The following is a 15,696-nucleotide window of genomic DNA, read 5'->3' as shown; positions in this document are numbered from 1 at the left end:
TCGGGCTTTCCGATCTGGGGCACGCTGATCGCGCTGTTGCACAAGGGCACCCCGGTGTTCGGCATGATGCACCAGCCCTTTATCGGCGAACGCTTTTCCGGCGACAGCGGCTCGGCACATTATTCGGGATCGACCGGGGAGCGGAAACTGGCGGTACGGCGGTGCGCCTCGCTGCAGGATGCGACCATGTTCACCACCAGTCCGCTGCTGATGAACAGCGCCGACCGCGCCGCCTTCGGCCGCGTCGAGCAGGCGGTGCGGCTGACGCGCTATGGCGGCGACTGCTATTCCTATTGCATGCTCGCCGCCGGACATCTCGACCTCGTGATCGAGACCGAGCTGAAGCCCTACGACATCGCAGCGCTGATCCCGATCATCACCGGCGCCGGCGGCGTCGTCAGCACCTGGGAGGGCAAGCCCGCCCAGAGCGGCGGGCGGATCGTCGCGGCCGGCGATCCGCGCGTCCATGAAGCGGCGATCAAGCTGCTCAACGGCTAGACGGAGCTCACATGAGAATTCTGGGCGCATTGGCCACCGGATTGTCCCTGCTGCTGTTGCCGGCGTCAGCGCTCGCGCAGAATTTTCCGGACCATCCGGTCCGGCTGATCGTGCCGTTTCCAGCCGGGGGCCCCAACGACATCATCGCGCGGGTGATCGGCCAGCGCATGGCGGAACTGCTCAAGCAGCCGGTGTTGATCGACAACCGCGGCGGACAAGGCGGGGTACTGGGAACCGACGCGGTGGCGAAGGCGAAACCGGATGGCTACACCATCGCGATTTCAAGCGCGGGCGCGCTGGCCATCAGCCCGAGCATGGAAAAGGTCGCCTACGATCCGCTGAAGGATCTGCAGGCCATCACCCTGGTCGCGACCATTCCGGAGATGCTGGTGGTCGCCACCAATGTTCCGGCCAGCAACATGAACGAACTGGTTGCGCTGGCCAAGGCGCAGCCCGGAAAACTCAATTTCGCCTCCTCCGGTCCCGGCAGCCTGCCGCATCTGGCCGGCGAATTGCTCAAGCTGACCGCGAAAATCGACATCGTGCATGTGCCCTATCGGGGCGCGGCGCCTGCCGTCAACGATATGCTGGGACAACAAGTGCAGATGGTGTTTCTCGATCTGCCGATCATTCTGCCGCAGATCGAGGCCGGCAGACTGAAGCCGATCGCGATCGGATCGGCGGAGCGCGCGCCGACCGCGATGGCGGTACCGACCACCGCCGAGGCCGGTATGCCCGATCTCAAGATCGAGAACTGGTACGGCATGGTGGCGCCCGCGGGCACGCCCGCGGCGATCGTCGCCATCCTCAACAAAACCGCTGTCGAGGCCATGCGCGATCCGCAGGTAAAGGAAAAGCTCGCCAGTCAGGGCGCCACGCTGGTCGGCGACACTCCCGAGCATTTCCATGACTTCATCGGCAGCGAAATCGAGAAATGGGCTGGCGTGATCAAGGACGCCGGGCTGGTGACGGAGAAGTAAGTCACACGTCGAAGTGATTCAGCGCAGCGCCAGCCGGCGCAGGTGCTCGACCAATTGCTTGGCCGGCCGCGGCAGCGTCTTGAAGCTGCGGGCGCAGATCACGAGCTTGCGGTTGGCCCAGGCGTCGCGGATCCTGATCATCGCGATCGGCATCGCTTGCGCGCAGCGTTTCGCGGCGGCTTCCGGCACCACCGCAATGCCGACGCCGGCCGCCACCATCTGGCAGATCGCATCGAAATCCCGCAACCGGGCCCGAACGCGTAAGCGCACGCCGAGCTGCGCGGCGTGCTTGGCGATATGGACCTGAAGCGCGGTGGCACCGGTCAGGCCGACGAAGTCACGATCCGTCACCTCGACAAAATCGATCTGGCGCCGGCCGGCAAAATCCCCGCGGCGCGGCGCCACCAGCATCAGGCGATCCTCGCCGAATGAAAACCGCTCGACATGAGCCGGCAGCGCATGCTCGGCGGCAAAGCCGAGATCCGCCGCGCCGCTGGCAATCGCCGCTGCAATGTCGGTGCTTTCGCGCTCCTCGACATCGAGGCTGATATCGGGATGTTCGCGCAGGAATGTCGCCAGCGCCTTCGGCAGATGTTCCGACAGACCCGACGTGTTGGCGAGCAGATGCACGCTGGCCCTGGCGCCGCTGGCATAGGCCGCAAGATCGCCCCGCATCTCATCGACATGATGGATGATGCTGCGGGCATGACCGAGCAGGCTTTCGCCGGCCGCGGTCAGCTCGATGCCGCGACGGCGACGCTTGAGAAGTACGGTGCCAAGGGCGGCTTCGAGGCCCTTGATCCGGGCGCTGGCGGACGCCAGCGCGAGATGGGCGCGCAGCGCCCCCTGTGTGATGCTGCCGCTGTCCGCCACCGCGATAAACAGCTGGAGGTCAACCAGATCGAAACGCATGGCGGTTCCCGCAACCATCTGCCTTCGTCATAGCCGAAGGCTTGGTCTGTAAGCTCCAGATTGTGCCGATCGCGCGGATCGGTCAATGTGACGTGATGGCCGAACCTCTCCTGATTTTCATTGCCGCGGCGTTCCTGCTGGCGGGTTTCATCAAGGGCGTGATCGGATTGGGCCTGCCGACGGTGTCGATGGGCCTGCTCGCGGTCACGATGCCGCCGTCGCAGGCGCTCGCCATCGTGATCGCGCCCGCGATCGTGACCAATATCTGGCAGACCTTCGTCGGCCCCTATCTGCGCGACATCATCCGGCGGATGTGGCCGCTGATGGTCGGCACCGCCTTCGGCATCTGGCTGAACGGCGACATGTTGACCGGCCCCTATGCGCGCTACGGCACCGTCATTCTCGGCGTCCTGCTCATGATCTATGCGGCCATCGGCCTTGGCAAAGTCGGTTTCAGTGTCGCGAGGTCGAATGAAAAGTGGATCGGTGGGATCGTCGGCGTGATCACCGGCGTGATTTCCGCCGCCACCGGCGTGCAGGTGATCCCGTCGATGCCGTTCATGCAGGCGATCGGCATGGAGAAAGACGAGTTGGTGCAGGCGCTCGGGGTGTATTTCACCGTCGCGACGCTGGCGCTGGCCTTCAACCTCACCAGCGCCGGTTTGTTCAGTGCCGCCACCGCGCTGCCGGGTACGATCGCGATGGCCGCCGCCTTCGCCGGCATGTTCATCGGCCAGGCGGTGCGGACGCGGATGCAGCCGGACACCTTCCGCCGCTGGTTTCTGATCGCGATGATTTTCCTCGGGATCTACCTGATCGGCAGCGCGATCTACAATATCGAGCGCGCCTGAAGCGGTGCTCATCCCTCACTTGAACAGCGGCGTGCCGGGCACGAAGGCATCGGGCACGAAGGCATCGAACGCGGCCCAGAACTGCGCGCGGTAGCGGTCCTGCTCCTGCAGGATTTCATGTTTCGAGCCGGCGATCACGAGATGCGAGCCGGCGCGCAGATGATAGGCGAACTCCTCGATCGCCGCGGTCGAGACAATGGTGTCGTTGCTGGCGGCGAGCATCAGGATCGGCTGGCGAATCTCCAGCGGGTAGTTCGCGGCGCGAAAACCATGCATCGCGCTGAAGGCGGTATCGGCCCAGGCGATCGTCGGCGCGGCGAGGCCGAGCGTCGGATCCTCCTCGATGATCGCCGCGTTGCGGGCATAGCGCACGGGATCGCTGGTCAGGGGATTGTTGACAAAGGAATCCGCCCCGGTCAGCGCATCGCTGCCGCCGGGGATGTAGCGGCCGCCCTGCCCGGCCAGCCGCAGGACACGCAACAGCGCGCGCGCCGGGAATGAGGTGCGGTGTCCGGGCAGATCGATCATCGGCGCCGACAGCACCATGCGGTCGAACCAGCGCTTGCCGGCATGCGCGACTCGCAGCATCACCGCACCGCCCATCGAATGCGCCAGCGCGAAATAGGGCGGCGGGCAATCCGGCAGCACCACCTGCTGCACGAAGGTCTCGACGTCGACTTCGAAATCGGAGAAATCGCGCACATAGCCCTTGCGCGGATCGCGCAGGCGCCGCGACGAATGGCCCTGCCCGCGCCAGTCGATCATCGCCACCGCGAACCCGCGGTCGCGCAGATCGCGCACCGTCTCGAAGTATTTTTCGATCTGCTCGCTGCGGCCGGTGAAGACGCAGACCGTCCCCTTGCGGCCCGCCGGCGGCGCCCAGCGCGCAAACCGCAATTCGGCACCATCCGGCGTCGTGATCATGCCGGAGACGACGTTTTCCGGAACGGGATTGGCGGGAATCGAGACGAGCGTCATGGCCGGGACCGGATAGGTGAAAGGTGCTGGAAATCAAGGGCGGGCAAGGGTGACAGCGTCAAAAAAGGGCAACGTTCCCGTCTCTTGAACGCGCCTTTGCCCCTCCCATATCACCTTCGTGCAGGCCGCTACCAGTGTTTCGGGGAACCGGATCACCGAGGCTGCACAAAGACGAAAGCCCGGCCCGATGGCGGGCGGGTTCCTTTAATCAGTCGCTCAATGGAGGACTATCCCATGCGTACCTATGACCTGACCCCGTTTTACCGTTCCACCGTCGGCTTCGACCGGTTCTTTTCCCTGCTCGATCAGGCCACTGCGGACGGCAGCCCCGGCTATCCCCCCTACAATATCGAGCGTACCGGCGAGAACAATTACCGCATCAGCGTCGCGGTCTCCGGCTTCTCGCAGGGCGAGCTTTCGATCGTCGCGAAGGAAAACACGCTGACGATCAAGGGCGAGAAATCCGCCAATGAGAACGGCCAGGACAAGTCCGAAGTGCTGTATCGCGGCATCGCGGCGCGCGCTTTCGAGCGGGCGTTCCAGCTGGCCGATTTCGTGGCGGTGAAAAACGCCTCGCTTGAGAACGGCCTGCTCCATGTCGATCTCGTTCGCGAGATTCCCGAGGCCAAGAAGCCCCGCAACATTCCGATTGCCTCGACCTCACCGGCGCCGCTGGTGGTCGACAACTCGGCCGAGAAAGCCGCCGCTTAAACAACGGTTCGATTTCAGCAGATATTGGCTGAATGCGAAAACGCCCCGGGAAACCGGGGCGTTTTTTATTGTCGTCAGCAAAGCCCAATACACAGAACCGTGAGGCCTCGTAACGTTGCCCACCCCACCGCCGAAATTCCCTGGAGCTTTACGCAAACACGGAAATAACGGAGTTGGTTCGATGAAGATATCTCGGCTCGCCATGGCATTGGCCGTCACCGCGCTCACCGGCGCATTCGGCCCATTCGCGGCAAACGCCCAGACCGCAGCGCCGGTTGAGGCGAAAAATGTCGTCCTGGTGCATGGGGCGTGGGCCGACGGCTCGAGCTGGGCCGGGGTTATTCCCTATCTTCAGGCCGCGGGCCTGAAGGTCACCGCCGTGCAAAATCCGCTGACCTCGCTGGAAGATTCCGTCGCCGCGACCCGCCGCGCTTTGGCGCTGCAGGATGGCCCCACGGTGCTGGTCGCCCATTCCTGGGGCGGCACCGTGATCAGTGAGACCGGGACTGATCCAAAGGTCAGCGCACTGGTCTACGTGGCCGCGCGCGGCCCCGACGCCGGCGAGGACTTCGTCGCGCTTTCCGGCAAGTTCCCCGCCGGGGCGGTCCGTGCCGGCGTCCAGGTGCATGACGGCTTCACCCAACTGTCCGAGGAATCCTTCCTCAAATATTTCGCCAATGGCGTCGAGCCCAAAAAAGCTGAGCTGCTGTATGCCGTGCAGGAGCCGACGGCGGCTTCGTTGTTCGCTGGACGAACCACCGCGGCGGCCTGGCACTCGAAGCCGTCATGGTATGCGGTGTCGAAGCAGGATCAGACCATCAATCCCGACCTGGAGCGATTTCTGGCCAAGCGCATGAATGCGACCACCATCGAGCTGGATGCAGGTCACCTGTCGCTGGTGTCTCACCCCAAAGAGATCGCCGATCTGATTTTGGCGGCCGCCGGCCGAAAAGAGTAGCCGCTGACGGGGCAGCGCCAGACCCTGAATACGAAAACGCCCCGATCTGCCGGGGCGTTTTTACTTTGTCGTTCCTGCGAACGCAGGAACCCATAACCACCGAAGTTGATCGTTGTTGAAGGTCTCTACCCTCATCATCCTATCGATAGGACACGGCGTATGGGTCCCCGCATGCGCGGGGACGACCCGTTGAGTATTCTCGTCGCTACTCCAGTCCCTGCACCTTCGGCATCTCCTGGGTCGGCTGGATCTGCGGCGCGGCGGGCTTCGCCTCGGTGGGCGCGGGGGCGGCGGCTTTCGGTGCGGCCGGCGCGTCCGGCTTCACCTGCACCGCGGCCGACTGCTGCACCGGTTCCGGAGCGGGCTTGGCGGCCAGCGGCTTCACATCGTCGACGCGGGGCGGTGACGCTTTCGGCATCGGCACCGACGGCGTGCGGCTCGCCAGTTTTGGCACCGAGGCCGGTGGCCGCGGCACCTCTCTCAAATTGCTCATCGGCGGCAGCGGGCCGCTTGGTCCGTAGTTCAACGGAACGCCCTCATTGGAATTGTTGCCCACCCGGTACGCCGGCATGAAGCGGATAATCCGCCCATTGCGGGCGTCGATCACCAGCCGGCCGTCATCGCCGCCGCGATCGATCACGGCAATCACGTAAAACAATCCACGCTGCTGCGGCACGCCAAGCGGCGAAAACCCGTTCTCGCGGACCACCGTGTAGACCTCGCGCGGCGGCAGCAAGGTCGGGCCGTAGCCGTAGCCCGGCGCCGGGGCTTCCGGCGGCATCGCCGCATAGGGCCCATCAACGTCGGAGACCGCCATATACGGCGAGCTGGCGGTTCCGCCGGGCGCCACCCCTTGCGCATGCGCGGTCGCGGCCACCAGAACCAACCCGGCGGATAGGACCCATCCTGTGAACAGCTTCATCACCCTTCGCTCCTGTCATGCCCCGACACCCCAGAGCGTTTGCGCTCTTTTGTCCCAGCTGAAACCTGGTTGCTGAATCCGGCGGTCCTTGGGCCGGATCGCGGCGCGTTTGCTTCAAATCCGGGGCGAGGCGACCGCCATGATCCCGGCGGCTATATGCCGGGGAACCAGCGACTTTCACGCGCTTGTGTGATAGAAAAAAATTTGGCATGGTCGTGGTTAGGACAGCAGCGCTGTCTCAATTTGCGGTCGCAAACCCGGCACAGGGATTGCAACGCGAAATTGGCGTCGAGATGCCAAGAGATTAAGGGCACGGCCGTTCGGGACACGCTGAACGCCCGGGCCTGAATTTAAGAAATTTCGGCTCGCGGAGGACGAGCGGTGGCCCGGTGGGTGCCGCAAACGCCCAAGGTGCGCCGACGACGGTGAGGCCCTTAGCCTTATTGAGAGGACTGAGATGAGCGGGTCGGAGTTCGAGCGCGAAAACATCGTGGCAGATGCGCTGTCGGCGGCCCCGGCTTCCAAACCGGCCGAGCCTCTGCACGCTGAGACGCCGCACGTAGAGCCGATGCGCGAGCACACCTGGCGCCCGCCCGCTGAAGGTCTGTACGATCCCAGCCTTGAGAAAGATTCCTGCGGCGTCGGCTTCATCGCCAATATCAAGGGCAAGAAGTCGCATCAGATCGTCTCCGACGCGATCAGCATCCTGTGCAATCTCGAACATCGCGGCGCGGTCGGCGCCGATCCGCGCGCCGGCGACGGCGCCGGCATCCTGGTGCAGATTCCGCATGCTTTCTTCGCGCGCAAGACCAAAGAACTCGGCTTCACGCTGCCACAGCCCGGCGACTACGCGGTCGGCGCATTGTTCATGCCGAGGGAAAAGGCGTGGCGCAAAGTCATCCAGAGCATCATCACCGACCAGATCAAGGCCGAGCAGCTGACGCTGCTGGGCTGGCGCGATGTGCCGGTCGACAATTCATCGCTGGGCGAAACCGTCAAGCCGACCGAGCCCGCCAACATGCAGGTGTTCATCGGCCGCGGTGCCCATATCAAGGACGCCGACGATTTCGAACGCCGGCTCTATATCCTGCGCAAGTCGATTTCGCAGGCGATCTATCAGCGCCGCGACCGCGGTCTCGCCGGCTATTATCCGGCGTCGTTGTCGTGCCGCACCATCGTCTACAAGGGCATGTTCCTCGCCGACCAGCTCGGCAGCTACTATCCCGACCTGCACGAGCCCGATTTCGAGAGCGCGCTGGCGCTGGTGCATCAGCGTTTCTCGACCAACACCTTCCCGGCCTGGTCGCTGGCGCATCCCTATCGCATGGTCGCGCATAATGGCGAGATCAACACGCTGCGCGGCAACGTCAACTGGATGGCGGCGCGGCAGGCCTCGGTGCATTCGGAACTGTACGGCAAGGACATCAGCCGGCTGTGGCCGATCTCCTATGAAGGCCAGTCCGACACCGCCTGTTTCGACAACGGCCTCGAATTCCTGGTGCAGGGCGGCTACTCGCTGCCGCACGCCGTCATGATGATGATTCCGGAAGCCTGGGCCGGCAATCCCCTGATGGATGAGCAGCGCCGCTCGTTCTATGAATATCATGCCGCGATCATGGAGCCGTGGGACGGCCCCGCCGCGATCGCCTTCACCGACGGCCGCCAGATCGGCGCCACGCTCGACCGCAACGGGCTGCGGCCGGCGCGCTATCTCGTGACATCAGACGACCGCATCGTGATGGCGTCCGAAATGGGCGTGCTGAAAATCCCAGAGGACGAGATCGTCACCAAATGGCGGCTGCAGCCTGGCAAGATGCTGCTGGTCGACCTCGAACAGGGCCGGCTCATTCCCGACGACGAGATCAAGGCGTCGCTGGCACGTATGCATCCCTATCGCGAATGGCTCGACCGCACCCAGATCGTGCTGGAAGAGTTGCCGGATGCGCCGACCAAGGGCATGCGCTCGAACCTGCCGCTGCTCGACCGGCAGCAGACCTTCGGCTACAGCCAGGAAGACATCACCATCCTGATGACGCCGATGGCGTCGACCGGCGAAGAGGCCAACGGCTCGATGGGCAACGACACGCCGATCTCGGCACTGTCGGACAAGCCGAAGCCGCTGTTCACCTATTTCAAGCAGAATTTCGCGCAGGTCACCAACCCGCCGATCGACCCGATCCGCGAAGAGCTGGTGATGAGCCTCGTCTCCATCATCGGACCGCGGCCGAACCTGTTCGACCTGCAGGGCGTCGCCGGCAACAAGCGTCTCGAAGTGCGCCAGCCGATCCTGACCGACGCCGATCTGGAAAAGATCCGGTCGATTTCGGAGATCGCCGACACCCATTTCAAGTCGCGCACGCTCGACACCACCTTCCATGCCGGCCTCGGGGCCGCGGGCCTCGAGCAGGTGCTCGACGAATTATGCGCGCGCGCCGAAGCCGCGGTCCGCGAAGGCATCAACATCGTGATCCTGTCGGACCGCATGGCGGGCTCGGACCGGATTCCGATCCCCTCGCTGCTGGCCTGCGCCGCCGTGCATCACCATCTGATCCGCACCGGGTTGCGCACCTCGGTCGGGCTGGTCGTCGAATCCGGCGAGCCGCGCGAGGTGCATCATTTCGCCTGCCTCGCCGGCTACGGCGCCGAGGCGATCAATCCCTATCTGGCGTTCGAGACCATCATCGCGATGAAAGACCGGCTGCCGGCGGCGCTGGAAGATTATGAAATCGTCAAGCGCTACATCAAGTCGATCGGCAAGGGCCTGTTGAAGGTGATGTCGAAGATGGGCATCTCGACCTATCAGTCCTATTGCGGCGCGCAGATTTTCGACGCCGTCGGGCTGAAGGCCGATTTCGTCTCGAAGTATTTCGTCGGCACCCACACCCGCGTCGAAGGCGTCGGGCTGGCCGAAATCGCCGAGGAAACCGCGCGGCGCCACGCCGACGCGTTCGGGGATTCCCTGGTCTACAAGACCGCGCTCGATGTCGGCGGCGAATATGCCTATCGCACCCGCGGCGAGGACCACGCCTGGACCGCCGAATCGGTCTCGACCCTGCAGCACGCGGTGCGCGGCAATTCGCTCGATCGCTACAAGGCGTTCGCGAAAATCCTCAACGAGCAGTCCGAGCGGCTGTTGACCCTGCGCGGCCTGTTCCGGATCAAGAGCGCCGAAGACGAGAAGCGCAAGCCGGTGCCGCTCGACCAGGTCGAGCCGGCCAAGGACATCGTCAGGCGCTTCGCCACCGGCGCGATGTCGTTCGGTTCGATCTCGCGCGAGGCCCACACCACGCTCGCGATCGCGATGAACCGGATCGGCGGCCGATCCAACACCGGCGAAGGCGGCGAGGAAAGCGATCGCTTCAAGCCGCTGCCGAACGGCGATTCGATGCGCTCGGCGATCAAGCAGGTGGCGTCGGGGCGCTTCGGCGTGACCACCGAATACCTCGTCAACGCCGACATGATGCAGATCAAGATGGCGCAGGGCGCCAAGCCCGGCGAAGGCGGCCAGTTGCCCGGCCACAAGGTCGACGCCGTGATCGCGCGGGTGCGGCATTCGACGCCGGGCGTAGGATTGATCTCGCCGCCGCCGCATCACGACATCTATTCGATCGAGGATCTGGCGCAGCTGATCTACGATCTCAAGAACGTCAATCCGGACGGTCTGGTATCGGTCAAGCTGGTGTCCGAAATCGGCGTCGGCACCGTCGCCGCCGGTGTCGCCAAGGCGCGCGCCGACCATGTCACCATTGCCGGCTTTGAGGGCGGCACCGGCGCCTCGCCGCTGACCTCGATCAAGCATGCCGGCAGCCCGTGGGAAATCGGCCTCGCCGAAACCCACCAGACGCTGGTGCGCGAGCGGCTGCGCAGCCGCATCGTGGTCCAGGTCGATGGCGGTTTCCGCACCGGACGCGACGTCGTGATCGGCGCACTTTTGGGCGCCGACGAATTCGGCTTCGCCACCGCGCCTTTGATCGCGGCCGGCTGCATCATGATGCGCAAATGCCATCTCAACACCTGCCCGGTCGGCGTCGCGACCCAGGATCCGGTGCTGCGCAAGCGTTTCACCGGCCAGCCCGAGCACGTCATCAATTATTTCTTCTTCGTCGCCGAGGAAGTCCGCGAGATCATGGCCGCGCTCGGCTATCGCAGCTTCAACGAGATGGTGGGCCAGACCCAGATGCTCGACCAGTCCACTTTGGTGGCGCACTGGAAGGCCAAGGGGCTCGACTTCTCGAAGCTGTTCGTGCGCCAGAAGGAACTGCCCGGCCAGAAAATCTATCACGCCCAGGCCCAGGACCATCATCTGGAGGCCGTGCTCGACCGCACGCTGATCGAGAAGGCGCAACCGGCGATCGACCGCGGCGCGCCGGTCAAGATCGAGATGGAGATCAACAACACCGACCGCAGCGCCGGCGCGATGCTGGGCGGCACGATCGCGAAGATCTATGGCCACGCCGGCCTGCCGCACAACACCATCCAGGTCAGCTTCAAGGGCACCGCGGGCCAGGCGTTCGGCGCGTGGCTGACGCGCGGGGTCACCTTCGAACTCGAAGGCGAAGGCAACGACTATGTCGGCAAGGGCCTGTCCGGCGGCCGCATCATCGTCAAGCCGCCGCGCAATTCCGGCATCGTGCCGGAAGAATCCATCATCGTCGGCAACACCGTGATGTATGGCGCGATCGAGGGTGAATGCTATTTCCGTGGCATCGCCGGCGAGCGCTTCGCGGTGCGCAATTCCGGCGCGGTCGCCGTGGTCGAGGGCGCCGGCGATCATTGCTGCGAATACATGACCGGCGGCATCGTGGTGGTGCTCGGCAAGACCGGACGCAACTTCGCGGCGGGCATGTCCGGCGGCGTCGCCTATGTGCTGGACGAGGCCGGCGACTTCGGCAAACTCTGCAACATGGCGATGGTCGAGCTCGAACCGGTGTTGTCGGAAGAGATGATCAACGAGAACACCTACCATCAGTCGGGCGATCTCGAAGCCCACGGACGGGTCGATGTGTTCGAGAACCTGCTCGAATCCGACGTCGAGCGGCTGCACATTTTGATCACCCGCCACGCCAAACTGGCGGGCTCCAAGCGCGCCGCCGATATTCTCGCGGACTGGAAGACTTATTTGCCGAAATTCCGCAAGGTGATGCCGGTGGAGTACCGCCGCGCGCTGAAGGAAATGAAGGCGAATGCCGACGCCGAACCGAAAATCGCGATCGGGGCTTGAACACGCGTCATTCCGGGGCGCGCGCAGCGCGAACCCGGAATCCCGCAAAATGACATCCGAGATTCCGGGTCTGCGCCTGCGGCGCATCCCGGAATGAACCAGATTAGAATTCAGGGGCACTGGTTTTAATGGGCAAGGTAACAGGTTTTCTGGAAATCGACCGGCACGATCGCAAATACGCGCCGGCCACGGAGCGCGTGAAGGACTATCGTGAGTTCGTCATCCCCTTAAGCGAAAAGGACACCCGCGACCAGGCTGCGCGCTGCATGAATTGCGGCATTCCCTATTGCCACGGCACCGGCTCGGTGGCGCCGGGCACGCCGGGCTGCCCGGTCAACAACCAGATTCCGGATTTCAACGATCTGGTGTATGGCGGCAACTGGGAAGAAGCCTCGCGCAACCTGCACTCGACCAACAATTTCCCGGAATTCACCGGCCGCATCTGCCCGGCGCCGTGCGAGGCGTCCTGCACGCTCAACATCGACGACAACCCCGTCACCATCAAGACCATCGAATGCGCCATCGTCGACCGCGCCTGGGACAATGGCTGGCTCAAGCCGGAAATCGCCGCGACCAAGACCGGCAAGAAGGTCGCGATCGTCGGTTCCGGCCCGGCGGGCCTGGCCTGCGCGCAGCAGCTCGCGCGCGCCGGCCACGACGTGCACCTGTTCGAGAAATACGCCAAGGCCGGCGGCCTGCTGCGCTACGGCATTCCCGATTTCAAGATGGAGAAGCACATCATCGACCGCCGCGTGGCGCAGATGGAAGCCGAGGGCGTGACGTTCCATTACGGCTCGCCGGTCGGCGGCACCGCGCCGGGCGCGCTCGATCCGCGGGTGATGCTCAACGACTATGACGCGCTGGCACTGACCGGCGGCGCGGAGGCCGCGCGCGACCTGTTGATTCCCGGCCGCGATCTCCAGGGCATTCACTTCGCGATGGATTTCCTGCCGCAGCAAAACCGCCGCGTCTCCGAGGAGCCGCTCGGCGGCGTCAAGGACATTCTCGCCGGCGGCAAGCATGTGGTCGTGATCGGCGGCGGCGATACCGGGTCGGACTGTATCGGCACGTCGTTCCGGCAGGGCGCGTTATCGGTGACGCAGCTCGAAATCATGCCGGCACCGCCCGAGCATGAGAACAAGGGACTGACCTGGCCGAACTGGCCGCTGAAGATGCGCACTTCGTCGAGCCAGGCCGAGGGCGCGCGCCGCGAATTCGCGGTGCTGACCCAGAAATTCTCCGGCGTCGACGGCCAGGTGCAAAAACTGCATTGCGTGCAGGTCGACGAAAAGTTCAAGCCGATCGCGGGCAGCGAATTCGACCTCGATGCCCAGCTGGTGTTGCTGGCGATGGGCTTCGTGCATCCGGTGCATGAGGGCCTGCTGAAAACCCTCGGCGTCGATCTCGACCCCCGCGGCAATGTGAAAGCCAACACCGCGGACTATCAGACCTCGCGCCCGAACGTGTTCTCCGCCGGCGACATGCGCCGCGGCCAATCGCTGGTGGTGTGGGCGATCCGCGAAGGCCGGCTCTGCGCGCGGGCGATCGATCAGTTCCTGATGGGGACGACGAGTTTGCCGCGGTAGATCTCGTATAAGTCGGCAAGCATCGCAACACTCACCGCCGTCATCACCCGCGAAAGCGGGTGATCCAGTATTCCAGCGCTACCAGTGATAGGCCGCCAAGCCGCAGCGTACTGGATACCCCGCATTCGCGGGGTATGACGCCTTAGCGAGCAACGGCGCCCTCAATTCTGTAGCCTCACCCCAAGCATCACCACCGTCGAGGCCGAGCTCGAGCCGACGAAGTTGGAATCGAGAATATCGCGGCGCAGCGTGCCCTTGATCCAGAAATTGCGGGTCAGTTTGTAGATCAGGTCGCCCTCGATCGAATAGGTTTTGTCATTGCGGCCGTCGCCCTGGTAGTCGAGCGTTCCGTAGGTGAATTTTCCGATCGCGGTGAGCCAGCGGCGGAAATCGTGATCGACCTCGACGGTGTAGAGATGCGTCAGCACGCCGGAGACGCCGGGCACGATGGTCTCGTCGATCGAGGTGGTGGAATAGAATTTCGCCGTGGTCAGCGGCGTCGCGGTCCAGGTCAGCGAGGCCGCGGTGAGCAGGCCCTGCAGCCGGTCGAGGCGGGGATCGACATAACTGCGCTCGGCGAAGCCGACCGAGATTTCACCGGTCAATAGCCGCGAGAATTCGAACGAGGTGCCGGCCTTGGCATAGCCGCCGTCGGAATTGCGTTGATAGCCGGAGCGGTCGAACTGCAGATCATGCACGCGGGTATCGCCCTCGATTTCGGCGAACGGCTTCACCCCCGGCGTCAGTTCGTAGCTGACCCGGCCGACGCCGCCATACTGGTTGAAGTTGCGATCGTCATTGGTCGAGGTGGTGCCGTCGGTCAGCGTGGAGTCCTGGTAGACGGTGCGATCAACGGTGCCCCCGGCCGAGAGCTGCAGGCGGTTGAAATTCTGGTCGATGCCGAACGTGCCGCCGAGCGTCGTATAGACCGGATAGCTGGCCAGACCGGCCTGGATGTTCGGGCTGCCGGGATTGTCGGTGGCCACACGCAGGCGAACCTCCGAGGTGATGCGGGTGTCTTCGGTGACGTCGAGACGGCCATCGACATGCCCGGTGAAATCCGGCCGGCTGACATTGGTCGGCGCCGGCGAAATCGCGCCATCGATGGTGGGCGGCAGGCTGTTGCCGTAACCGGTGAACGATCCCCTGAGGTCGGCGACCAGCGCGTGGCGTTCCCAATCGGAGACCGCGAGAAATTCCGGCGCCACCGCCCAGAACGGCGCGCCCACCGGCTGCGGCAGGCGGCCGGGATTGGTTTCATAGCCGCCGCGCAATTCGACCGCCGATTTGACCAGGAAGCTGCCGACATAATCGCCGACCGCGCCGAACGGGTCGTCGTCGATCTTGAGGCGCTTGCGCGGCGGCTGGCCGACCACCGTGCCGGCCATCGAAGGCGGCAGCGGCGTCTTGTTGGCGGTCTCGGAGGGCGGAATCGACAGCCGCACCCGGCCGTTCGGATTCGCAGGCGCCGCCGTCACCGCCGGACTGCCGGGCCCTGCCGGCGGCTTCGGCTTGGCCTGGCCCGGATAGAATTTCGGCTTCTTGCGCGTGCGGTTGAGCGAGTCGAAGCCGGAATCCGCAGCACCACTGGCGGCGGGAAGACCGTAGGTCGGAATCCTGCCGATCCGCGACGGCGCGGGCGTGTCCTTGTCGTTGAGTTGTGCGTCGTTGGCGGGATCGGTCGGATCGGCGGCGTTGCCGCCGGTCTTGTCGTTGACCTTGCGCAGCGGCGAATCCTGCGGTGCCAGGAAGCCGTCGCGGACCGGCCGGAACAGGTCTGGCGTCACCGTTTGGGCCACCGCCGGAGACTTATTAAGCGCGACCAGCGCCAGGCATGCCAATAGCGCGCGCAACGTCACTGCGCGCTTGCGGCGGCCCGTGGCTGGACCCGACATCACGATGGAAATACCCCAACGAATTCATACGCTTGGCGAATGGGTTCCAGGCCAGCGAACAGGCCGCCCGGAAAACGTCGTTAACGGAGTTAAAACAATTATGGTTAATGAGCCGTTGAGAACCGGCCCCCGCGTCGCCTCCCCGGTTTGGCCATGCTAAGGAGGGGTCCGGGCAACCAACGAC

Annotated in this window: 11 protein-coding genes; 7 read left to right on the top strand and 4 right to left on the bottom strand. The window is 64.4% G+C overall.

The features are described 5' to 3' along the window. The coding region (locus ABR948_RS12925) for an inositol monophosphatase family protein (RefSeq protein WP_428118095.1) at positions 1 to 498 on the top strand (498 nt) is incomplete at its 5' end. A gap of 11 nt (positions 499 to 509) precedes the next feature. Beyond that, a complete protein-coding gene (locus ABR948_RS12920; RefSeq protein ID WP_428118091.1) occupies positions 510 to 1,478 on the top strand; it encodes a Bug family tripartite tricarboxylate transporter substrate binding protein in 969 nt (322 codons plus the stop codon). Between the two features lie 18 nt (positions 1,479 to 1,496). Here the strand turns inward: ABR948_RS12920 and ABR948_RS12915 are convergent, their stop codons facing one another. Further along, a complete protein-coding gene (locus ABR948_RS12915) occupies positions 1,497 to 2,390 on the bottom strand; it encodes a LysR substrate-binding domain-containing protein (protein WP_428118088.1) in 894 nt (297 codons plus the stop codon). A gap of 95 nt (positions 2,391 to 2,485) precedes the next feature. Here ABR948_RS12915 and ABR948_RS12910 point away from each other — a divergent pair, with 95 nt between their 5' ends. Then, positions 2,486 to 3,241, top strand: a complete 756-nt coding sequence (locus tag ABR948_RS12910; RefSeq protein WP_428118085.1) for a sulfite exporter TauE/SafE family protein — start codon at positions 2,486 to 2,488, stop codon at positions 3,239 to 3,241. Between the two features lie 15 nt (positions 3,242 to 3,256). Here the strand turns inward: ABR948_RS12910 and ABR948_RS12905 are convergent, their stop codons facing one another. Further along, positions 3,257 to 4,219 (bottom strand): alpha/beta fold hydrolase, encoded by a 963-nt coding sequence (locus ABR948_RS12905; protein ID WP_428118082.1) that lies wholly within the window; start codon positions 4,217 to 4,219, stop codon positions 3,257 to 3,259. 234 nt (positions 4,220 to 4,453) lie between these two features. Here ABR948_RS12905 and ABR948_RS12900 point away from each other — a divergent pair, with 234 nt between their 5' ends. Both ABR948_RS12900 and ABR948_RS12895 read left to right on the top strand, forming a co-directional pair. Then, on the top strand, positions 4,454 to 4,930 hold the full coding sequence (locus ABR948_RS12900) for an Hsp20 family protein (RefSeq protein ID WP_428118080.1): 477 nt from the start codon (positions 4,454 to 4,456) through the stop codon (positions 4,928 to 4,930). 181 nt (positions 4,931 to 5,111) lie between these two features. Beyond that, a complete protein-coding gene (locus ABR948_RS12895) occupies positions 5,112 to 5,888 on the top strand; it encodes an alpha/beta fold hydrolase (RefSeq protein WP_428118077.1) in 777 nt (258 codons plus the stop codon). A gap of 205 nt (positions 5,889 to 6,093) precedes the next feature. Here the strand turns inward: ABR948_RS12895 and ABR948_RS12890 are convergent, their stop codons facing one another. Continuing rightward, positions 6,094 to 6,810: a hypothetical protein gene (locus ABR948_RS12890; protein WP_428118074.1), complete on the bottom strand. Its 717-nt coding sequence runs from the start codon at positions 6,808 to 6,810 to the stop codon at positions 6,094 to 6,096. Between the two features lie 457 nt (positions 6,811 to 7,267). Here ABR948_RS12890 and gltB point away from each other — a divergent pair, with 457 nt between their 5' ends. Continuing rightward, positions 7,268 to 12,031, top strand: a complete 4,764-nt coding sequence (gltB, locus tag ABR948_RS12885) for a glutamate synthase large subunit (RefSeq protein WP_428118071.1) — start codon at positions 7,268 to 7,270, stop codon at positions 12,029 to 12,031. A gap of 128 nt (positions 12,032 to 12,159) precedes the next feature. After that, positions 12,160 to 13,617, top strand: a complete 1,458-nt coding sequence (locus ABR948_RS12880; RefSeq protein WP_428118069.1) for a glutamate synthase subunit beta — start codon at positions 12,160 to 12,162, stop codon at positions 13,615 to 13,617. A gap of 161 nt (positions 13,618 to 13,778) precedes the next feature. Here the strand turns inward: ABR948_RS12880 and ABR948_RS12875 are convergent, their stop codons facing one another. Beyond that, positions 13,779 to 15,512: an outer membrane beta-barrel protein gene (locus ABR948_RS12875; RefSeq protein WP_428118066.1), complete on the bottom strand. Its 1,734-nt coding sequence runs from the start codon at positions 15,510 to 15,512 to the stop codon at positions 13,779 to 13,781. Positions 15,513 to 15,696 lie beyond the last annotated feature (184 nt).

It is taken from the genome of Bradyrhizobium sp. (assembly GCF_050014615.1).
Taxonomy (GTDB): Bacteria; Pseudomonadota; Alphaproteobacteria; order Rhizobiales; family Xanthobacteraceae; genus Bradyrhizobium.
Note: the sequence above shows the minus strand (reverse complement) of the source record. Positions and strands in the feature narration are given on the sequence as shown.